The organism is Enterobacter sp. CCUG 70166 (assembly GCF_020224095.1).
In the GTDB taxonomy this organism is placed as follows: domain Bacteria; phylum Pseudomonadota; class Gammaproteobacteria; order Enterobacterales; family Enterobacteriaceae; genus Enterobacter; species Enterobacter intestinihominis.
Window position 1 is genome coordinate 42,487 of record NZ_NRIQ01000037.1, and the last position, 17,774, is coordinate 60,260.

The following is a 17,774-nucleotide window of genomic DNA, read 5'->3' on the forward strand; positions in this document are numbered from 1 at the left end:
CCGTGAACAAAAAATTGTTGCTGCGCTGTATTCCTCCATAAAAAGATACAAGCCAAATCCCGTGTAGCTTATATCTCCTACGATACACCGAGCGTAAAGAGTCGTCCTTCTCTCCCAGCATCAAAAAGATTTATAAAAAACCTTGACCAGTATATTTAAAATGTGAAAGCAAACTGCTGACTAATAAACACCACGATTCCAGAAAAGGCGAGGTAAGGACCAAAAGAAATAGTGAGGTTATTTTTATTTAAATTATTGACGGCGAAATAACCGACAATACCGCTTAACGCTGCTGCCAGTTCAATGGAGGGTAATGCCTGCCAGCCGCACCAGGCGCCCAGCGCCGCCAGTAGCTTAAAATCCCCGTAACCCAGCCCTTCTCGTCCGGCGATCAGACGAAAAGCCCAGTAGAGCAGCCAGAGCGACAGATAGCCCGCCACCGCGCCAAACAGCGCATCGCGTAGCGGCAATGTGTGGTCAATAGCATGGAGCACTAACCCCGCCCACAGCAGCGGCTGGGTCAGGCAGTCCGGCAACAACTGATGCTGCCAGTCGATCATGGCCAGCGGCAGCAAAAAAGCCGCCAGTAACCACAAAGAGAACAGCGCCTGAACGTCCGGCATGCACCAGGCCGTGATGCCAAAAAACAGCGCGGACAACAGTTCCACCATAAAGAGTCGCAGCGGGATCGCGCTGCCGCACTGGTGGCAGCGCCCCCGTAATAACAGCCAACTGAGCAGCGGGATATTTTCCCATGCAGCAAGCGTGTGCTGACACACCGGGCAGTGCGAGGCAGGAAAGAGCAGATTGCCGCTCCCCTCCTCATCCATCACCATTCCCGGTACGCGCTCGGCAACAACGCCGAGAAAACTGCCCATAATCCCGCCCAGGATAGCACTCATCATCGGGAAACCGAGCGGACAGGCCTCCCGCATCAGCGTGAAGGTATTCATGCGCTTTTTGACCAGGTAAGCTGCACCTGTGCTTTCACATCGCTGAGGTGGTCAACCGGCGTGAGGTTTATTTTTTGCAATGTCACGCCGGAGGTCTGATTAATTTCACGCAGCCAGCTTTTTAATTCATATACATTTACCCGATTCACCACGAACGATAAAGTTTGCCCCTCCTGGCGCACATCCGTCAGTGAAAGATTAATTTCATGAGCGCTGTTCTCGACCACCGTACGCGGATTATTCGTTTTAACTAACTGGACCTGAAGATGATTTTTATCAATTTCACTGCGCATCCAGTTAAGCGTCTCTTTTTGTCTTTTAAGCGTCGATTTACTATTTTGAATCATATTATCCAGGGGAATTACTCCTGTGTAATACACCGCAGCCCCCACAATGGCAACGGCACATATTTTTAAAATGATTTTTTCCCGAGCGCTGTAATTCTGATAGCGTGATTTCAGCTGCGCGATTCGCTCTTTCATTTATGTTTCCCTGCGATCATGGCGGTATACGGTTCGGTTGTTGAAACAGGTTGTAAGGTAAAATCAAAATTCTCACTGGTCTGGTTCACAAACGCCTGCAACGCGGGCTGGCTTTGCGCGCTAACGCTCAGCGTCAGGGTGTTTTGCTGCGCATCGTATTCCAGCAGATCGATTTCCATCGCAGGGACTGACTGCCGGGCTTTCTCCAGCTCCTCAAGCTGAAGAAAGAACCCCTTGCTCTGTTTTTTCAGGCTTTGGCCAAAGTGATATTTGATATTGGTCTGCTGGCGCATGCTGGGGAAATGGTGCTGATAAACCTGAACGATCTCCTGCTGAACCCGATTTTCCTGCTGCACCAGCATCCAGGCCATCGCAATGCGCGGCCCCAGCAGCAGACCAACGGACAGCAGGCCCGCCGCTATCATCGCTGCTTTCATGCTTTTCGCGGCCTGGACATGACCGGCCTTAAGGCTGAATTCACCGTGAAGCAGATTCACACGACAGGTTTTCCACTGCGGCTGGATCAGCACCAGCGGGTGCTGCCAGGCATGCTGTACGTCAACGTGAACGTCCGCAGGCGCGTCGCCGTAGCAACACACTTCCCCGTCTCCGGCTTTCTGCATCAACAGCGGCAGCAGGGTTCCCTCCATTTCACCCGCCACGTGGGGAGATAAACGCAGCCAGTAGCCTTTATCCTGTGCGACCAGCGTGCTGCCCCCTGCCGCCACGGGCAGCAGCCAGGCATCAGGCAGGGCCTGAATCACGTTTAATCCGGCCTCGTGACAGCGGGTCAATGCCGCACGCAGGCGGTCGGCGTCAATGGCAACGGCGTCGACGTCAGCGCCTTTTTTGTAGAGCACTGTCCAGTGGAGGTTGTCCACGTCGCCAATCAGCGTCTCTTCCGCCATCCACGAGAAGGCCATCGCCTGAGAAGCCACCTTTTTCGGCAGCGTGAAATGGCGGAAAATCATGTCGCTGGCGGGCAGCAGGAGACAAACGCGTGTAGCCAGCGGGTGTTCGGCCAGCATCTCCAGGCTGTCGAGCACCTCGACGCGCTCGCTGCCGGACTCACAGCACATTATTTTCCCGCCCTCGCGGCTGTCGGGGCGAACAAAAAGTACCTGTTTCATAACGTTCTACTTTTCTTATTCAATCATTCGGTAACGACGCTGCCACGTCACGATCTCACCGGCTTCGTTATTCATCTGAAGCTGGCTGACCACGCGAAGCGTTAATTCATCGGTATTGCCGCTGTAATTCACGCGGAAGTACCGGCTGTTTATAGAAAATTGATCTGCCACCTGCGGGAGATCGTCTTTTAACTGCGGGAAGGTCTGCTCCAGCGCTTTGCTGAACGCGTCCATATTTTCCCAGCCCGATTCCGGACGTGTATCCAGCAGACGAACCGCGTCATCCTGCGTGAATTTTCCCGGAAACATGGCCGCCAGCACCACGGCCTGTTCCGGTTGCAGGGTGTTAACGTCCACCTTGCTGGCGGCGTCCGGCAGCGCGCATAACAGCTTGCTCACCTTCGGATATGCCGTAACCGGGAACGCTGGCAGCAGTTTGATCTCCGCGATGCTGCGCATCATCTGGTTTGCCGGTTGCCGGGCGGGCACGATGCCAGCCCACGCATCGCTTTCGGTACCCTCTTTCGCCGTGGTGCTGTCACCATCGAGATAATCCACCAGCTGGAAATAGACCGCCTCCGCCGTGCCCGGACTGAGCCCGTTTTCCGTCAGGAGTTGTTCAACAATCCGCTCTTTACGCGGTTTTTCCGCCACCGCGGGAGCGCTTTGCCCCTGGGGCGCGACGTCGGCGGTCAACAGGTTATTGACGTTAAAGCAGTCCTGAGCGTCTTCCACCTGGCTCACGACCGTGTAGTCTTCTCCCTGCGTCTCCAGCGGCTGATGCCAGTCGCCGTCCAGCGCCAGCGGCTTGCTCTCGCCGCTGGCATCGGTCTGTAACCTGTCCTTCACCACTTTTTCCTGGGCCTGCATCGCCCAGCGCAGCTGCTGCTGGCTTATCTGATAATGCGTTTTCTGCAAATTACGGCAGAACTGCTGGCTGATTTTGGCGGCCAGCGCCGACATCATCACCAGCAAAATCAGCACCACCAGCAGGGCGACGCCCTTTTGTTGACGGATTCGGTTCATGGTCTGGTCTCCGGCGAAGGCGCAGGGGTTGCGTCCGGAGTCGTCGCAGGCGCGTCGGCGGCTTTCTCTGGGGCAGCGGCAGCGGCCACCTCCGGCATATCCCCCGGCGTGGTGAACACCCAGCGCCAGGTATCCCCGTTTTCCATCGTCAACGTAACCTCCACGCCGTCCGGCAGATGGGCGGCGTCGTGCCAGGCTGTCTGCCAGCCCTGACGATAAAACCGCCACTGCAATGCTTTTACGCCGCTGACAATCGGCACTTCGTCAGGCTTAACGTCCACCGGGCCGTCAATGACCGGCCAGACGTCGCGGTACAAACGCCCCTCTTCCAGCCGCCAGCGTACGCGCTCCAGCTGGACCGTTCCGCTCACGCCATTCAGGGTGGTCAGTTCAAGGGCATCGCCCTCCTGACGGAACAGATCTGGCTCATTACGCGGCGCTCGCGCCTGTAGCTGGAAAAAATCGCGCTCCATCAGACTCCAGCCGCGCTGAAGCTGGTTGAGCTTAGCGGCGCTGGCATCGGTGGCCGAGCTGGTACGCATCGCGCCGTCCAGAATTTGCCAGGCCAGGGTGCTGATTACCGCGAAAATAGTCAGCGCAATCATGATCTCCAGCAGGGTAAATCCGCGCTGGCGTCGCGTTTTCTTCACTTGCTCTCTCCCGGCGGAATGATGTGCAGGGAAACAACCGGCTGGCTCTCATCGCCTTCCGCATAGACGCGAATGGAGTTCGCCCAGCCGTTGTCGGCGGTTTTCACCCGCTGCTTACGCCAGTTCCAGCTGCGCCCGCCCATGATTTCCGTCCCCTGCTGCTCAGCATCCGGGAAGTCGGTTTTGGTGAGTTGCGCTTCCGCCAGCTGATTTTCCGCCACCCAACTGGCCTGCAAGGTATCGGCCAAGCCATGGGTAAAACGCACGTTCAGGGAGACCGAGTTCATTAGCGCCAGCGCGGCGGTGGAGAAAATCACCAGCGCGACCATCACCTCCAGCAGCGTCATCCCCTTTTGCTTTGTGTTGTCGTTAGCCATCGTTTTCTACCGATACCGGCGCCGCACCCTGCGACACCACGCGGAAATGGTGCTGTTTGTCGTAACTTTGCAGCGTCAGCGTAAAGCGGCTGATTTCACCGTCCGGTAAAAAGATCACCTGTGGCTCGGACGCCACCGTCGCGGCCAGGCGCTGCGGCGAGAGCGACACGTGCATCTCTTCCGGAAAATCACCTTTGGTGGTAATACGTCCGGCAGATAATGGCACCCAGTGACGCTCGCCATTTTTATCCGCGATCGTCACCAGCTGATATTTATCAGTGGCGATCACCAGCCCGACAATATTTCCGTCCATCACCGCACGGTCTGAACCATAATCAACGAGCGCTTTTAATTGCTGGCCAAATATATCCGCGCCGCTGCGCGAAGGAATGGTGGACACCACCATCATGGCGCAGCTGGCAAATATCACCAGCGCCAGAATAATTTCCAGCAACGTAAAGCCGCGTTGATTTTTCATTACTTCTCGTTCTTATCCAGAGACCAGTTGGTAATGTCATCGGCAGTATTCGCTTCGCCGTCCGGACCCGCAGAGAAAATGTCCACCGCACCGTGTTCACCTGGGCTGACCAGAATATAATCGCTGCCCCATGGATCCTGCGGCAGGCGGCGAATATAGCCATCCGTGCGATAGCCGTTCGGGATTGGTGCGATTTCCGGCTTCGTCACCAGCGCCTGCAAACCCTGCTCTGTGGTCGGGTAGCGGTGGTTGTCCAGCTTATACATATCCAGCGAGCCTTCGAGCGCGACAATATCGCTGGTCGCCTTTTGCGTATCCGCTTTTTCTTTATTACCCATTAAGTTTGGCACTACCATACTCGCCAGAACGCCGAGAATAACAATCACCACCATTAATTCGAGCAATGTGAAGCCCGCCTGGCGAGCCAGGTTTTTACGTTTTAGAGCCATGATTTAACCTACCATATTATTAAGTTGCAGAAGCGGTTGTAATATTGAAAGAACGATGAATAAAACAATCGTCGCCATGGATACCACCAGCGCCGGTTCAAATACCGACAGCGTTAATGTAATTCGATGCTGTAATGCCGATTCCTGATTTTCCGCCGCGCGATCCATTAAATTACCTAATTCCCCGCTCTCTTCACCGGAGGCAATCATATACAGCATGGTTGGCGGGAATAATTTCGCCTGTTCCAGCGCCGCATACAGCGACGCCCCCTGACGTACGGTATCGGCGGCCTGCTCAAGCACCTGACGGGCATAGAGATTTTCAATACCGTCCATCGCGATATACATCCCCTCCAGCAGCGGCACGCTGCTGGCCTGCAAAATGCTCAGGGTACGGATATAGCGGGCGCTGTTGATGGCGCACACCAGCTTTTTAATCGGCGAGCCATTCACCAGCCAGCTGTGCCAGCGAAAACGGTTTTTCACGTTTCGCACCCAGGTTTTGAAGCCGACGAACGCCCCCGCCAGGCTGCCGACAATATAGATACCCCAGGCTTGCAGGAAATCACTTACCGCAATCAGCGTCCGGGTGGTGATCGGCAGTTGCTGTTTCATGTGGGTAAACTGCTCAATCACCTGCGGCACCACCGCCACCAGCAGAATGCCGATCACCGCGATAGCGACCACGGTGAGGGTAATCGGGTAGACCATCGCCTGCGTCAGCTTGCTTTTCATCTTCTGGCGCTGTTCGTTGTACTCCGCCAGCTTCTCCAGCACGTCGCCCAGATGGCCGGTCTTCTCACCGGCCATCACCAGCGTGCAGTAGAGTTTGTCGAAGGTGCGTGGAAACTGGCTAAAGGCGTCGAACAGCGTATGCCCCTCGACCACCTTCTCGCGGATCTCCACCACCATCGCCGCCAGCTTTTTATCTTCCGTCTGCTTAGAGATCGCCTTCAGCGCACTTTCCAGCGGCAGCGCGGCGTTCACCAGCGTCGAAAGCTGACGGGTAAACATCGACAGCACCGGGGTAGAGAGCTTCGCCCCGGTTTTCGCTTTCCCGCCTGTCGCCGTTTCGCGGGTTTCGGTGATGCTCACGGGCATCAGCTTTTGCTCGCGAAGCCACTGGCGAACCTGCTTTTGCCCCTCGGCCTGTAACGTCCCGCGCTGGGTTTTTCCCGCGGCACTCGTCGCCGTCCAGGCGTAGAAAGCCATTACGCATCCCCCCCACGCTCGGCGGTGACGCGCATGACATCTTCCAGAGACGTCACGCCGCCGATCACCTTCAGCAGCCCGTTTTCACGCAGGCTGTAGGCCTGCTTAAAGAGCTGCGTTTCTATGGACATTTCGTCCTTATCTTCATGGATGGCGCGGCGCATGGTACTGTCCACCACCAGAAACTCATGAATACCGGCGCGGCCCTGATAGCCGCTCTGACGGCAGTGTTCACACCCCACCGCGCGATAAATCGCTTTTGGCGGCGCGTCCATAAAGCTGAACAACGCTTTTTCATTGGCATCCAGCGGACTGGTGGTCCGGCAGTGCGTACACAGCCGACGCACCAGACGCTGGGCAATGACACCGAGCAGCGATGAACCGATTAAAAACGACTCCAGCCCCATATCCCGCAGACGGGTTATCGCCCCTGCGGCACTGTTGGTATGCAGCGTCGACATCACCAGGTGACCGGTCAGCGACGCCTGCACCGCGATCTGGGCGGTCTCACCGTCGCGAATTTCCCCGATCATCACCACGTCCGGGTCCTGACGCAGAATCGCGCGCAGCCCGCGGGCAAAGGTCATGTCCACGCGCGGGTTAACCTGCGTCTGCCCCACGCCTTCCAGCTCGTATTCGATCGGGTCTTCCACGGTCAGAATGTTGCGCTCGTGACCGTTCAGCGCCGAAAGAATGGCGTACAGCGTGGTACTTTTACCGGAACCCGTCGGGCCGGTAACGAGGATGATCCCGTGCGGGCGGTCAATCAGCCCTTTCAGCTTCTCCAGCTCTTCATCAATCAGCCCAAGCTTGTTGATGTCGGGCTTGAGATTGCTTTTATCGAGCAGGCGCATGACCACGCGCTCGCCGTACTGGGACGGAATGGTCGACACACGCACGTCGATGGCCTTACGGCCAATGCGCAGGGAGATACGTCCATCCTGGGGGAGACGTTTCTCGGCGATGTCGAGTTTCGACATCACCTTAATACGCGACACCAGCAGCGGCGCGAGCTTACGCGCCGGTTGCAACACCGGGCGCAGCACGCCGTCAACGCGGAAGCGGATGCTCAGCGTGCGCTCGAAGGTTTCGATATGAATATCCGACGCGCCGTCCTTCACCGCCTCGCCGAGAATGGCGTTGATCAGGCGGATCACCGGTGAGTTTTCGTCGTTATCGAGCAGATCTTCGTTATCCGGGATCTCCTCGGTTAAGGCCATCAGATCGATATCCGCGTCCATGTCGTCCACCAGTTGCTGCGACACGCCGCTGCTCTGCTGCCAGATTTTGGCCAGCATCTCGTCAAACGCTTCCGGCGTCACAGTGACGGGGATGAAAGCACGGCCCAGCACCCGGCGCACCTCCAGCAGAGCATGCGCAGGAGTGTCGTCCCGGATATAGACATCATTGTTGTAAAACAGAACGCCGTTATCTTTTGCGTAGTTGCTGCTACACAGTGTTTTACTCAGTTCGTCCACGTTACCCCTCCGCGCTATTCTTTAAACGGATTACGCGTGGCGCTGGTTTTCACCGGTGCGGCGCCAGTGCTTGCAGAGGGAAACGCGGGCAGGACGGCGTTGTCAGTCGGCTCAACAATACCGAGCTTTTTCTCCTCCACTCGCTGCATCTGGCGCACCCGGATCTGGTCATATTTCTCTTTCGAGGCCGCGCTGTAGTTGTCGTCGTCACGCAGGACGGTGGTATGAATAAACACCATCAGGTTGCGTTTGGAAGTATCTTGCGAGGTGTAGCGGAACAGCTGACCGACCAGCGGGATATCGCCGAGCAGGGGCACTTTGGACACGGACTGTTTGGTCACATTTTCCATCAGACCGCCGAGCACCACCGTCTGACCACTGTGGACCATCACTTCGTTATTAATCGTGCGCGTGTTGAAGGTTGGGCCGAGGCTGGAGTCTTCCGTCGCGCTGTTGTCGACACTCGACACTTCCTGCTCAATCTTCAGATGGATCATGTCGCCATCGTTAATCTGCGGCACAATCTTCAGCTTGGTCCCTACGGTTTTACGCTCAACCGAGTTAAAGACGTTGTCGCCGCTGGTGGTTTGCGAACCGGAAAGCACCGGCACATCCTGACCGACGTTGAACGACGCTTCTTTGTTATCCAGCGTGACCACGCTTGGCGTGGAGAGGATGTCATTTTTGCCGTCAGTGGAAAGCGCGGTCACCAGCGCACCGAAGTCACCGTTAAAGAAGCCGGTCGCAAGGCCAGTGAAACTTGCCCCTTTCATGGTGCCATTTTTAATCTGGCTGATTGGCAGGCCGGTGGAGCCAAACTGCACCCCGCCGTGCTTGCTGGTCCACTGCACGCCAAGATCCAGGCCGTTACCGTCCTGCACTTCGGCAATGATCGCTTCCACCAGCACCTGCGGACGGCGAATATCCAGCTTGTCGATCACTTTCTCGAGGGAGTTCATCACGTTAGGCTGTGCGGTGATCACCAGGGAGTTGGTTGACTCGTCGGCGGTAATATTCAGATCGGTTGAGGCGCTCGCGGATTTCGCTTTGGCCGCACCCGGCTTGTCTTTCAGCTGCTCACCAATCCCGGTGAGAACCGGCACCACTTTGGTGGCGCTGGCATACTTGAGGTAGAAGACGCGGGTATTGCCCTCGTTATTCTGCTCACGATCCAGCTGATGAATAAGGGAACGGGTGCGCGCCCGCGCATCTTCCGCGCCGCTGATCACCAGGCTGTTGGTTTCGTCATCCGCGACGACTTTAGTCGCCAGCTGCGGCGCGTTCTGCCCTTTCTGTTCTTCATTGTTGAGGTTATTCAACATCTCCGAGAGTTCTTTGGCGGACGCAAAGCGCAGCGGGATGATTTCGCGACGCTGGATGCCGTCTTTATCGACGCGCTGCACCAGATCCACCAGCCGGTTCACCACCGAGGCTTTACCGGTTAACAGCAGGACGTTGGACGGCTCAAAGTGGACCACATTCCCGATACCGGTGGCATCGTTGAGCTGACGCAGCAGCGGGGCCAGCTCACGAACAGGCACGTTTTCCATGCGCACCACGCGGGTGATGATCTCGTCACCTTTGCCCGGATTTTTGCTGTCTGCCAGCGGCGCACCGGCGGTACGCGCTACGCTTGAGCGCACCACTTTGACCATGCCGTTGTCCATCGGGATCACCGACAGGCCGTAGAGATCCAGCACGCTCAGAAAGAATTGATAGTACTCATCTTCCGTCAGCACGTTGTAGGTTCGGACCGAGACGGTTCCCTGGACGGACGGATCGACCAGAATGGTTTTATTGAGATTGCGGCCTACCGTATCGATAAACTCGCGAATATCAGTATTTTTAAAACTCGCGCTAAAGTTAGCTGCAAGCAGCGAACTGGAATATAACGACAATGCGGTCAGCGCCACGCACGCCCAGGGAATTTTTTTCATGTCTGCACACTTTTTAATTGTTTAGAACATTAATCCGAATATTTTCAAGGTGAGCGTGACGTCGTACGATGACCTCCGCTTCTTTCATTTTTGACCAGTTGGCAATAATGCTTTTCGCTTTTGCTTCATCGGTCATATCGACAGAGTTAACCTGAACCGCCACATCGCCTTTTACCAGACCTGACTGGCTGTAAAAGGCGGAGGCATTCCTTGGGTTTATCCTGTAGCCTTCCAGTCGGCCCTTTTCAATTATGGGTTTTAACACCAGATAATCATCAAGATGCACACTCTCTGCGCCAACATCTTTTGTCGATTTCGTTACCGGGCCGCTATCCACGCCACCCTTAAAATAGTCCGGTTTATTTAATGCCAGAACCTGCGTAGTACCTTCATAATTAACCACCACATTATCTTTGTTTATTTCCTGAATAAATGCGTCGTTAAATCCAGAGAGAGGTTCACCCTCACGGTAGCTTCTCTGACCGCCTGGCGTTTTGATGACAGCAAAGGAGAGCCAGGCGTCATCGCTGTTCACAATACCTTCGATTTCAGCTGCCAGCGGGGCTTTCACCGCACCCGGTAAGATTTCTTGACGCACGGCTGCCGTAAAAAGCGTAAAGGATTTCTCTTCGCGCGTTTTTTTTAGCGGCTGTTGATCGGCATTAGCCAACTTATTCATAACTTTTTTATAATCTTTAAAGGTGAGATACCCTTGCTGGCCGCAAAAGATCAGCAGCACAAACATAATACAAGGCGTTATCCACCGTGAAAGAAATGAGAACCTCATTTTTTATCCGGCCTATAGCAAAGCAAAAATAAGCAGCGTCATACTGCGCCAATATGGATGAAAATAGTAATAAGCTGGTGCAAATGCGACCACTGACTTCGCCGCTAACTTTCATAAAGAAAAATATTGACCGTATAAAATCCAAATGTTAGACGCTGCCAGCCGGATATTTTTACCCTGTTTGCAAATTGACCGTTCAGGGGCGTTACCTTACTTTCTGATGCTGTTGCTATTCCTAATCAGAGACGGTAAGTCGTTATGTATCAGAGCCACTTTAATTTTAAAAATCCGCCATTCAGATCGATCGCCCGTTTATCCGGGGATTTTCTGGTGCCTTATCATCAGGATGTGTTCAACCTGTTGAAAGAGAAAACCCAGCAGGCGGGAATTATCGGGCTCTTTTGCGACGACGCCCCGCTTCTGGGTCACTTCAGCGATACGCTAAAAACCCGCCACAGTAACGTCCTTGTTATCAATGCGTTTCCCAAACTGAGTGCCAGTAGCCTGCTGTACAAGCTCAATCCGGTAACGAAAGAGAGCAAGAATCGCCTGCAGGCGGTGGATGCCATCCTGCGCCAGTGGCACGAGGGAAAAGCGGAAACCAGAGTGCTGGTGATTTCACACGCCGAAGCCATGAAAGAGAGCTGCCGTGAAGTCCTGGGTACGCTGCTCACGCGAGCCCAGGAGCTGAACTTCCGGCTCTCCGTGGTGCTGACGGGCACTGCGGATCAGGAAATCCTGCTTAAGCAACCTGAACTGCGCGAATATACACACACTCGTCATGTCCTGCGCCCCCTGACCTGCCGCGAATTCCTGGGCTATGTGCAGGCGCAATGCGAAGAACACGGCTGTGAAAATTCGCCGTTAACGCCGGCCCGCGTGCGCAAAATGCACACGTTGACCAAAGGCAACATCAGCAAACTTAACGAACTGGCGCACCTGTCAATGCTCGCTGCCTGGACGGAACGCGCGTCGCAGGTCAGCCCGCGTCATTTACGCCTGGCGGCGGGAGAGATCCTGCCCGCGAAAAAACACGGTAAGCGTCTGGCAACCGTGGGGCTGTTCGCATCGGTGCTGTTTGCCGCCTGCGGCTGGTATTTAACCTCATCCATCAGCGGGCATCTTCCCATCCAGCTGCCGGTCCCCGTCAGCTGGAAACAGCCGACGCGAAAAACGGAGGCGCCCGTGGTGCCGGTTATCGACAATGAAATGGTTAATCAGCCGGATGCGATGCACCAGCTCTATCTGATGTGGGGATATGACGCCTCGGCCGAAGATGCGCTGTGCCAGAACGCCGCTAAAGTGAACCTGATGTGTAAACAGGGGAACGCGTCGCCGGAGACGCTGGCGCAGGAAGGGTATCCGTGGGTCAGTGAACTGAAAACCAGCGGTCACCTTAACTATGCGGTGGTCGCCAGGGTCGGAGATACATCAATTGACCTGTTAATGAATAACCGGACCTGGCAGGTGAGCCGCAGCTGGTTTAACCGGCATGCGACCGGCAACTTCACCCAGTTGCACCGCCTGACACCGGAAGGAAAAGACGCGATCGGCGCGGCCAGCGACAGCAAAGACATGGCCTGGCTCGATCAGCAGTTAAGCCTGGCGCTGAACCAGCCCGAAACGCATGCCCGGATCTGGACCGCTGAGATGATGAAACGCACCCGTGAGTTTCAGCAAAAAATGCATCTGCACGTGGATGGCATCCCCGGCGAAGAAACGCTGATGCAGCTGATGCGCGTAACCAACAGCACGCCGAGCGTACTGATTCAGGCCACCCGCACTACCCCGGACGCAAAAATGCAGGAGAAGAAAGCCTAATGTCGACCATCTGCCTTGCGGCCCAGCGCAGCTATACAACCGGGGAAGCGGTCTGGTTTTCGTACCGCCTCCCCAGCCTGAAAAACGTATTCGGCAAAACAGCATTATGGATGGTCGGCCTTTGCGCCATGCTGGTTGTCGGCCTGTATATGCATGTCTACTGGAACATGCGCCACCCGGCGCCTGAACCGGTCAACGCCAGCGTTGCCAAACCGGAAACCCAGCTTTCGGAGATGCACTACGTGTACGTGAGTAAACCGTTCCCGCATCCGCAGCCTAAAGCTGCGCCAGTGCCTGTTGATGTTCCACCGATGCAGGATCTGCCGATCATCAGTGATGATGCCGACTGGCAGCAGGCGCCCGACGGCGCGGTGCCGCAAGCCCCCTCGCGGGATACCCTACCCGGAACTGAGGCGCATGAGCACGATACCGCCCCCGCCAGCACGAGCAGTGAAGAGTCATCATTAACGGAATTATTTAAACAGGCATTAAAAGAGCAGGAGCAGGATTATTCTCAAGGAAAAATTCCCGCACCGCCGGTTGACGAAACGCAGGATAATTCACAAGCAAGTGTTAAAAACAGTGAAAACAGCCGTTCCCCTTTCAGTGATAAAGGAGACCGGCGGGAGTAGGCATTAATATTTTTCAGGCAGTGCGGTGAGGTTAAGCAGTCGACCTTTTTCCACCACAATATATTGACCTTTTTTCAGATCGGAGAGGATTTTAATAATGGTGCTACGTGCCAGGTTAGTGTATTCCTGAATGTAATCATAAACGTTAATATCACGCTGATGCTGTACAATCAGGTCGTTGATCTCATATAAAAATTCGCGAACAACAGAATATGCGCTGCGAGCGACCAGAATATCATCGCGCTTGCTCATCAGGCATATGTACCAGGAAAGCACTTTTGTCAGTTCAGGCCACAGGTTTTTCTCGGTCATCAGCTGGGCGAAGACCTCTTTCTTGATCGAGCGAACAACCGTATTCGACCGAACAAGGCCGTACATATGGGTGGCGTTGTAATACATCGACGACAGGCCGAAAATGCATTGCCCGGTAACGGTGAACAAGCACAGTTCGTCAGAGTCACGTCGAAATTCGACTTCGCCGCTGACAATAATATGAATTAAACCGGAATCAGCAGTGGAAATCTTCTGCCATTTTTTTAACGTTCTTTCTTCAACGCATGAGGTTGCAGAAATAATCTTTTCCATTTCATGTTGCGGACGTAATTTTTTTCCATAGATGCTTAACATTGTTATACCCGTTTTAAGATGTGATTTTAAAAAAACATGGCAACGGCATTCATACCGAACCATAAATATTTTCCTGATGAAAAACTCAAGAATAAAAAAAAGAGTAAAGTTTTTTATTCGCTAAATTGCTTAGCGTGCTATGTGTCCATCTTAAATCCGAATAATTTTAAGTCAATTAACTAAAAATGAAATGAGATTGTACTTAGGATTAATCTAATAGAAACTTACGGAAATATACTCATTTGGGGGTAAGCCAAAGGTTTACCCCTGCCCGTATTTCTCTAAAAGTGCTTCGGCAATCGCCATGGTTTCAACATCCGCTACGCCATTCCATAACTGCGGACGGAAATGCATCTGGAACACCATGATGATGCGTTTTTGCTGTGCAGGCGTGCTGTTTTCTGGCACCTCGTAACCGTAGCGCGCCAGCACATCGAGCAATGCTGCGGTATCAACCTGCTGATAATGCGGTCGCCCGTTGATATAAAAATTCACCCGCGCCGGTTCGGGCCAGGCTCCGATGCCCTGCTGCGCCAGTTCGCGCCACGGAAACAGCGGGCCAGGGTCGTCTTTACGCTGCGGGGCGATATCCGAATGGGCCACAACGTTCTGCGGTTTAATGTCGTAGCGGGCGATGATGTCTCTGGCAAGCGGGATCAGCGCCGCAATTTGCCCCGGTTCGAAGGGGGTAAAGGTTTTCACGCCATCGGTTTTCCGCCAGCCGCGGTTTTCCAGCTCAATGCCGACGGAGGTATCATTTATGCGGTTGGTCCCACGCCAAAAGCTAATACCTGCATGCCAGGCCAGCTCGCTCTCCGGCACCAGCTGCCAGATACGCGGTTTGCCCTGCGGAGCTGGGGGCTTTGCGGGGATGAGATAGTGAGAGCTGACGTTTTTATCGGTCAAGGTCGCAAGCGAGGTGTCGAAATCATCGGCGGTGTAATGGATCACCAGCACCTTTATGCGCGGGTAGGCCGCCTGCGCCTGATGGCGCGTATCAAGTTCGTACGCGCCTTTATCAACAATGCCCTCTTCCGAGGCGCATCCTGCCAGCAACAATGCCAGCAGGAGGGTTGAGAGCGAACGCTTCATCGACGGGTTTTCACCGCCGTGCCGCTTACGCTCACCATCAGCATGCTGGCATCTTTCCCGACCGTTTCGTAGTCGATATCAATGCCCACCACCGCATCCGCGCCCAGCGCTTTGGCCTGCTCGCCCAGCTCCTTAAACGCAATGTCACGCGCTTTACGCAGTTCTTTCTCGTAGGCACCGGAGCGCCCGCCGACGATATCCCGAATGCCGGCAAAGAAGTCCCGGAAGATGTTGGCGCCCAGAATCGCCTCACCGGTGACCACGCCGCAGTACTCGGTAATGGGTTGACCTTCCAGGGTTGGTGTTGTTGAAAATTGCATACTTCCTCTCCGTCTTTAGCGTTCAATGCGTTAGCAACTGCATTATCGGTTCGTTACGCTATGATTGAAAGGATAGTTAATAAATAAGGAAATCAACATGCGCTACTCTGCTTTAACGCTTTTAGTGCCCTGCGCGCTGGTGCTCAGCGCCTGCACTACGCCGGTCACGCCAGCCTTTAAGGATATCGGTTCCCGCAGCGGCCCCTGCATTGAGGGCGGCCCGGACGCCGTGGCGCAACAGTTCTATGATTACCGCATTCAGCATCGCGGTAATGACCTCACCGCCCTGCGCCCGTACCTGAGCGATAATCTGGCGAAACTGCTTAATGACGCCTCGCGCGATCCGCAGCAAAATGCGCTGCTTTCATCCGATCCGTTCTCCAGCCGCGCCACGCTGCCGGACAGCGCCGACGTCGCCAGCGCGTCCACCATTCCGAATACCGACGCACGGAATATTCCTCTGCGCGTGAAGCTAACCCAGGGGACGCAAACCTGGCAGGATGAGGTGCTGATGATCCGTGAAGGCCAGTGCTGGGCAATAGATGATGTGCGCTACATTGGCGGCAGCGTTCATGCTCCGGCGGGCACCCTTCGCCAGTCGATTGAGAACCGCTAACGCATACGTTAAATAAACGTTAACCCCGTAAAATGTCCGGCATTTCATGCGGAATGCCGACATTTATTCTCGCCCCCCTTTCCCGTCGCTATTTTGTGCTATGTTTAAGAGGAAACACGGGTTATATTTAACTTTTAACGCAGAAATATTGCATAACTATTCTGTCAACGGTACTATCTGCGGCCTCAATTGCTATAGATTGCCTGGATGAGTAAAGACTGCCCCGATGAGTATTAAACTAAACGGCATTAACTGCTTCTACGGCGCACACCAGGCGCTGTTCGACATTACGCTGAGCTGCCCGGAGGGCGAAACGCTGGTTTTGCTCGGCCCAAGCGGTGCGGGAAAAAGCTCCCTTCTGCGTGTTTTAAATCTGCTTGAAATGCCCCGTTCGGGAACGCTGGCCATCGCCGGTAACCATTTTGACTTCGCGAAAACCCCTTCTGATAAAGCGATTCGTGAACTGCGTCAAAACGTGGGCATGGTTTTCCAGCAATATAATCTCTGGCCGCATCTGACGGTGGTGCAAAACCTGATTGAAGCCCCGTGCCGCGTGCTTGGCTTAAGCAAAGACCAGGCGATGGCGCGAGCTGAAAAGCTGCTGGAACGTCTGCGTCTGAAACCGTACAGCGACCGTTATCCTCTGCATCTCTCTGGTGGTCAGCAACAGCGTGTGGCGATCGCCCGTGCGCTGATGATGGAGCCAGCGGTGCTGCTGTTCGACGAACCAACCGCAGCGCTGGACCCGGAAATTACTGCCCAGATCGTGAGTATCATTCGTGAACTGGCGGAAACCAACATTACCCAGGTCATCGTGACCCACGAGGTGGAAGTGGCGCGCAAAACCGCCAGCCGCGTGGTCTACATGGAAAACGGGTATATCGTTGAGCAAGGTGATGCGAGCTGCTTCACCAACCCGCAAACCGATGCCTTCAAAAACTACTTATCACACTGATGTGTTAGGGAAATTATAATGAAAAAAGTATTGATTGCCGCGCTGCTTGCTAGCGTCAGCCTTTCCGCTACCGCAGCCCAGACCATCCGTTTCGCCACTGAAGCGTCCTACCCTCCGTTTGAATCCATTGATGCGAACAACAAGATTGTTGGCTTCGACGTGGATCTGGCAAATGCCCTGTGTAAAGAGATCGACGCGACCTGTACCTTCAGCAACCAGGCGTTCGACAGCCTGATCCCAAGCCTGAAGTTCCGCCGTATCGACGCCGTGATGGCCGGTATGGACATCACTCCGGAGCGTGAAAAGCAGGTTCTGTTCACCACCCCTTACTACGACAACTCGGCGCTGTTCATTGGTCAGAAAGGTAAATACGCCTCCGTTGACCTGCTGAAAGGCAAGAAAGTCGGCGTGCAGAACGGCACCACGCACCAGAAATTCATCATGGATAAGCACCCGGAAATCACCACCGTGCCGTATGACAGCTACCAGAATGCGAAGCTGGACCTGCAAAACGGCCGTATCGATGCGGTGTTCGGGGACACGGCTGTCGTGACTGAATGGCTGAAAGCGAACGACAAGCTGGCCGCCGTGGGTGACAAGGTGACAGATAAAGACTACTTCGGTACAGGTCTGGGTATTGCCGTACGTCAGGGCAACACCGAGCTGCAGCAGAAATTCAACGCTGCGCTGGAAAAAGTGAAGAAAGACGGCACCTACGAAACCATCTACAAAAAATGGTTCCAGAAGTAATT

At 54.6% G+C, this 17,774-nt stretch carries 20 protein-coding genes; 5 read left to right on the forward strand and 15 right to left on the reverse strand.

Translation table 11 applies throughout. The features are described from left to right. Window positions 1-155 precede the first annotated feature (155 nt). The 12 genes from CKK19_RS17115 to gspC are packed head-to-tail and all read right to left on the reverse strand — an operon-like array spanning window position 156 to window position 10,917. Window positions 156-953, reverse strand: coding sequence for a prepilin peptidase (locus CKK19_RS17115; RefSeq protein ID WP_063853945.1), 798 nt, complete (start codon window positions 951-953; stop codon window positions 156-158). After that, the gene (gene gspM / locus CKK19_RS17120; protein WP_022647595.1) at window positions 950-1,435 is read right to left on the reverse strand and encodes a type II secretion system protein GspM; all 486 of its coding nucleotides are present in this window, start codon (window positions 1,433-1,435) and stop codon (window positions 950-952) included. The genes CKK19_RS17115 and gspM overlap by 4 nt, the downstream gene beginning before the upstream one ends. After that, window positions 1,432-2,565, reverse strand: coding sequence for a type II secretion system protein GspL (gspL, locus tag CKK19_RS17125; protein WP_063853944.1), 1,134 nt, complete (start codon window positions 2,563-2,565; stop codon window positions 1,432-1,434). The genes gspM and gspL overlap by 4 nt, the downstream gene beginning before the upstream one ends. 15 nt (window positions 2,566-2,580) lie before the next feature. Next, window positions 2,581-3,591, reverse strand: a complete 1,011-nt coding sequence (gene gspK / locus CKK19_RS17130) for a type II secretion system minor pseudopilin GspK (RefSeq protein WP_063853943.1) — start codon at window positions 3,589-3,591, stop codon at window positions 2,581-2,583. Next, complete coding sequence (gene gspJ, locus CKK19_RS17135; protein WP_058676877.1) at window positions 3,588-4,241, reverse strand: type II secretion system minor pseudopilin GspJ; 654 nt, start codon at window positions 4,239-4,241, stop codon at window positions 3,588-3,590. Before gspJ ends, gspK begins: the two co-directional genes overlap by 4 nt. Continuing rightward, the gene (gene gspI / locus CKK19_RS17140) at window positions 4,238-4,618 is read right to left on the reverse strand and encodes a type II secretion system minor pseudopilin GspI (RefSeq protein WP_045308510.1); all 381 of its coding nucleotides are present in this window, start codon (window positions 4,616-4,618) and stop codon (window positions 4,238-4,240) included. The genes gspJ and gspI overlap by 4 nt, the downstream gene beginning before the upstream one ends. Continuing rightward, window positions 4,611-5,096, reverse strand: a complete 486-nt coding sequence (gene gspH / locus CKK19_RS17145) for a type II secretion system minor pseudopilin GspH (protein ID WP_023299697.1) — start codon at window positions 5,094-5,096, stop codon at window positions 4,611-4,613. Before gspH ends, gspI begins: the two co-directional genes overlap by 8 nt. Continuing rightward, window positions 5,096-5,545, reverse strand: a complete 450-nt coding sequence (gene gspG / locus CKK19_RS17150) for a type II secretion system major pseudopilin GspG (protein ID WP_038415752.1) — start codon at window positions 5,543-5,545, stop codon at window positions 5,096-5,098. Before gspG ends, gspH begins: the two co-directional genes overlap by 1 nt. Window positions 5,546-5,548: 3 nt before the next feature. Then, window positions 5,549-6,757 carry a type II secretion system inner membrane protein GspF gene (gene gspF / locus CKK19_RS17155; RefSeq protein ID WP_023305783.1) on the reverse strand — a complete coding sequence of 403 codons (1,209 nt, stop codon included), beginning with the start codon at window positions 6,755-6,757 and terminating at the stop codon, window positions 5,549-5,551. After that, complete coding sequence (gene gspE, locus CKK19_RS17160; RefSeq protein ID WP_063853942.1) at window positions 6,757-8,235, reverse strand: type II secretion system ATPase GspE; 1,479 nt, start codon at window positions 8,233-8,235, stop codon at window positions 6,757-6,759. Before gspE ends, gspF begins: the two co-directional genes overlap by 1 nt. Before the next feature lie 14 nt (window positions 8,236-8,249). Then, window positions 8,250-10,172: a type II secretion system secretin GspD gene (gspD, locus tag CKK19_RS17165; RefSeq protein WP_023299693.1), complete on the reverse strand. Its 1,923-nt coding sequence runs from the start codon at window positions 10,170-10,172 to the stop codon at window positions 8,250-8,252. A gap of 13 nt (window positions 10,173-10,185) precedes the next feature. Continuing rightward, window positions 10,186-10,917: a type II secretion system protein GspC gene (gene gspC, locus CKK19_RS17170; RefSeq protein WP_038415748.1), complete on the reverse strand. Its 732-nt coding sequence runs from the start codon at window positions 10,915-10,917 to the stop codon at window positions 10,186-10,188. A 300-nt stretch (window positions 10,918-11,217) separates the two neighbouring features. Between gspC and CKK19_RS17175 the strand changes: the two genes are divergently transcribed. Beyond that, window positions 11,218-12,780, forward strand: coding sequence for an ExeA family protein (locus CKK19_RS17175; protein ID WP_063853941.1), 1,563 nt, complete (start codon window positions 11,218-11,220; stop codon window positions 12,778-12,780). Then, window positions 12,780-13,412, forward strand: a complete 633-nt coding sequence (locus tag CKK19_RS17180) for a hypothetical protein (protein ID WP_022647583.1) — start codon at window positions 12,780-12,782, stop codon at window positions 13,410-13,412. The genes CKK19_RS17175 and CKK19_RS17180 overlap by 1 nt, the downstream gene beginning before the upstream one ends. 3 nt (window positions 13,413-13,415) lie before the next feature. On the opposite strand, the gene CKK19_RS17185 is transcribed toward CKK19_RS17180, so the two are convergent. The 3 genes from CKK19_RS17185 to CKK19_RS17195 all read right to left on the reverse strand — a co-directional run bounded on the left by CKK19_RS17185 (window position 13,416) and on the right by CKK19_RS17195 (window position 15,451). Further along, window positions 13,416-14,039, reverse strand: a complete 624-nt coding sequence (locus tag CKK19_RS17185) for a helix-turn-helix domain-containing protein (protein ID WP_022647582.1) — start codon at window positions 14,037-14,039, stop codon at window positions 13,416-13,418. Window positions 14,040-14,300: 261 nt separating this feature from the next. Continuing rightward, window positions 14,301-15,131, reverse strand: a complete 831-nt coding sequence (locus CKK19_RS17190) for an N-acetylmuramoyl-L-alanine amidase (protein WP_063163408.1) — start codon at window positions 15,129-15,131, stop codon at window positions 14,301-14,303. After that, on the reverse strand, window positions 15,128-15,451 hold the full coding sequence (locus CKK19_RS17195) for a heavy metal-binding domain-containing protein (RefSeq protein WP_003858361.1): 324 nt from the start codon (window positions 15,449-15,451) through the stop codon (window positions 15,128-15,130). Before CKK19_RS17195 ends, CKK19_RS17190 begins: the two co-directional genes overlap by 4 nt. A gap of 97 nt (window positions 15,452-15,548) precedes the next feature. On the opposite strand from CKK19_RS17195, the gene CKK19_RS17200 reads away from it, so the two are divergent. From CKK19_RS17200 to artI, 3 genes are all read left to right on the forward strand, one after another. Continuing rightward, complete coding sequence (locus CKK19_RS17200; RefSeq protein ID WP_022647580.1) at window positions 15,549-16,067, forward strand: lipoprotein; 519 nt, start codon at window positions 15,549-15,551, stop codon at window positions 16,065-16,067. Window positions 16,068-16,293: 226 nt separating this feature from the next. Then, window positions 16,294-17,022 carry an arginine ABC transporter ATP-binding protein ArtP gene (artP, locus tag CKK19_RS17205; RefSeq protein WP_006809439.1) on the forward strand — a complete coding sequence of 243 codons (729 nt, stop codon included), beginning with the start codon at window positions 16,294-16,296 and terminating at the stop codon, window positions 17,020-17,022. 18 nt (window positions 17,023-17,040) lie between these two features. Continuing rightward, entirely contained in the window at window positions 17,041-17,772 is a 732-nt protein-coding gene (gene artI / locus CKK19_RS17210; RefSeq protein ID WP_006174322.1) for an arginine ABC transporter substrate-binding protein ArtI, read from the forward strand. The last annotated feature ends 2 nt before the right edge of the window (window positions 17,773-17,774 follow it).

Excerpts from the sequence above, each read along its gene's own strand:
- artP (WP_006809439.1), top strand. The coding sequence starts at position 16,294 with ATGAGTATTAAACTAAACGGCATTAACTGCTTCTACGGCGCACACCAG.
- CKK19_RS17185 (WP_022647582.1), bottom strand. The coding sequence starts at position 14,039 with ATGTTAAGCATCTATGGAAAAAAATTACGTCCGCAACATGAAATGGAA.
- gspC (WP_038415748.1), bottom strand. The coding sequence starts at position 10,917 with ATGTTTGTGCTGCTGATCTTTTGCGGCCAGCAAGGGTATCTCACCTTT.
- gspG (WP_038415752.1), bottom strand. The coding sequence starts at position 5,545 with ATGGCTCTAAAACGTAAAAACCTGGCTCGCCAGGCGGGCTTCACATTG.
- gspI (WP_045308510.1), bottom strand. The coding sequence starts at position 4,618 with ATGGCTAACGACAACACAAAGCAAAAGGGGATGACGCTGCTGGAGGTG.
- CKK19_RS17200 (WP_022647580.1), top strand. The coding sequence starts at position 15,549 with ATGCGCTACTCTGCTTTAACGCTTTTAGTGCCCTGCGCGCTGGTGCTC.
- artI (WP_006174322.1), top strand. The coding sequence starts at position 17,041 with ATGAAAAAAGTATTGATTGCCGCGCTGCTTGCTAGCGTCAGCCTTTCC.
- CKK19_RS17190 (WP_063163408.1), bottom strand. The coding sequence starts at position 15,131 with ATGAAGCGTTCGCTCTCAACCCTCCTGCTGGCATTGTTGCTGGCAGGA.
- gspM (WP_022647595.1), bottom strand. The coding sequence starts at position 1,435 with ATGAAAGAGCGAATCGCGCAGCTGAAATCACGCTATCAGAATTACAGC.
- gspH (WP_023299697.1), bottom strand. The coding sequence starts at position 5,096 with ATGAAAAATCAACGCGGCTTTACGTTGCTGGAAATTATTCTGGCGCTG.
- gspD (WP_023299693.1), bottom strand. The coding sequence starts at position 10,172 with ATGAAAAAAATTCCCTGGGCGTGCGTGGCGCTGACCGCATTGTCGTTA.
- CKK19_RS17175 (WP_063853941.1), top strand. The coding sequence starts at position 11,218 with ATGTATCAGAGCCACTTTAATTTTAAAAATCCGCCATTCAGATCGATC.
- CKK19_RS17180 (WP_022647583.1), top strand. The coding sequence starts at position 12,780 with ATGTCGACCATCTGCCTTGCGGCCCAGCGCAGCTATACAACCGGGGAA.
- CKK19_RS17195 (WP_003858361.1), bottom strand. The coding sequence starts at position 15,451 with ATGCAATTTTCAACAACACCAACCCTGGAAGGTCAACCCATTACCGAG.
- gspL (WP_063853944.1), bottom strand. The coding sequence starts at position 2,565 with ATGAAACAGGTACTTTTTGTTCGCCCCGACAGCCGCGAGGGCGGGAAA.
- gspK (WP_063853943.1), bottom strand. The coding sequence starts at position 3,591 with ATGAACCGAATCCGTCAACAAAAGGGCGTCGCCCTGCTGGTGGTGCTG.
- gspF (WP_023305783.1), bottom strand. The coding sequence starts at position 6,757 with ATGGCTTTCTACGCCTGGACGGCGACGAGTGCCGCGGGAAAAACCCAG.
- CKK19_RS17115 (WP_063853945.1), bottom strand. The coding sequence starts at position 953 with ATGAATACCTTCACGCTGATGCGGGAGGCCTGTCCGCTCGGTTTCCCG.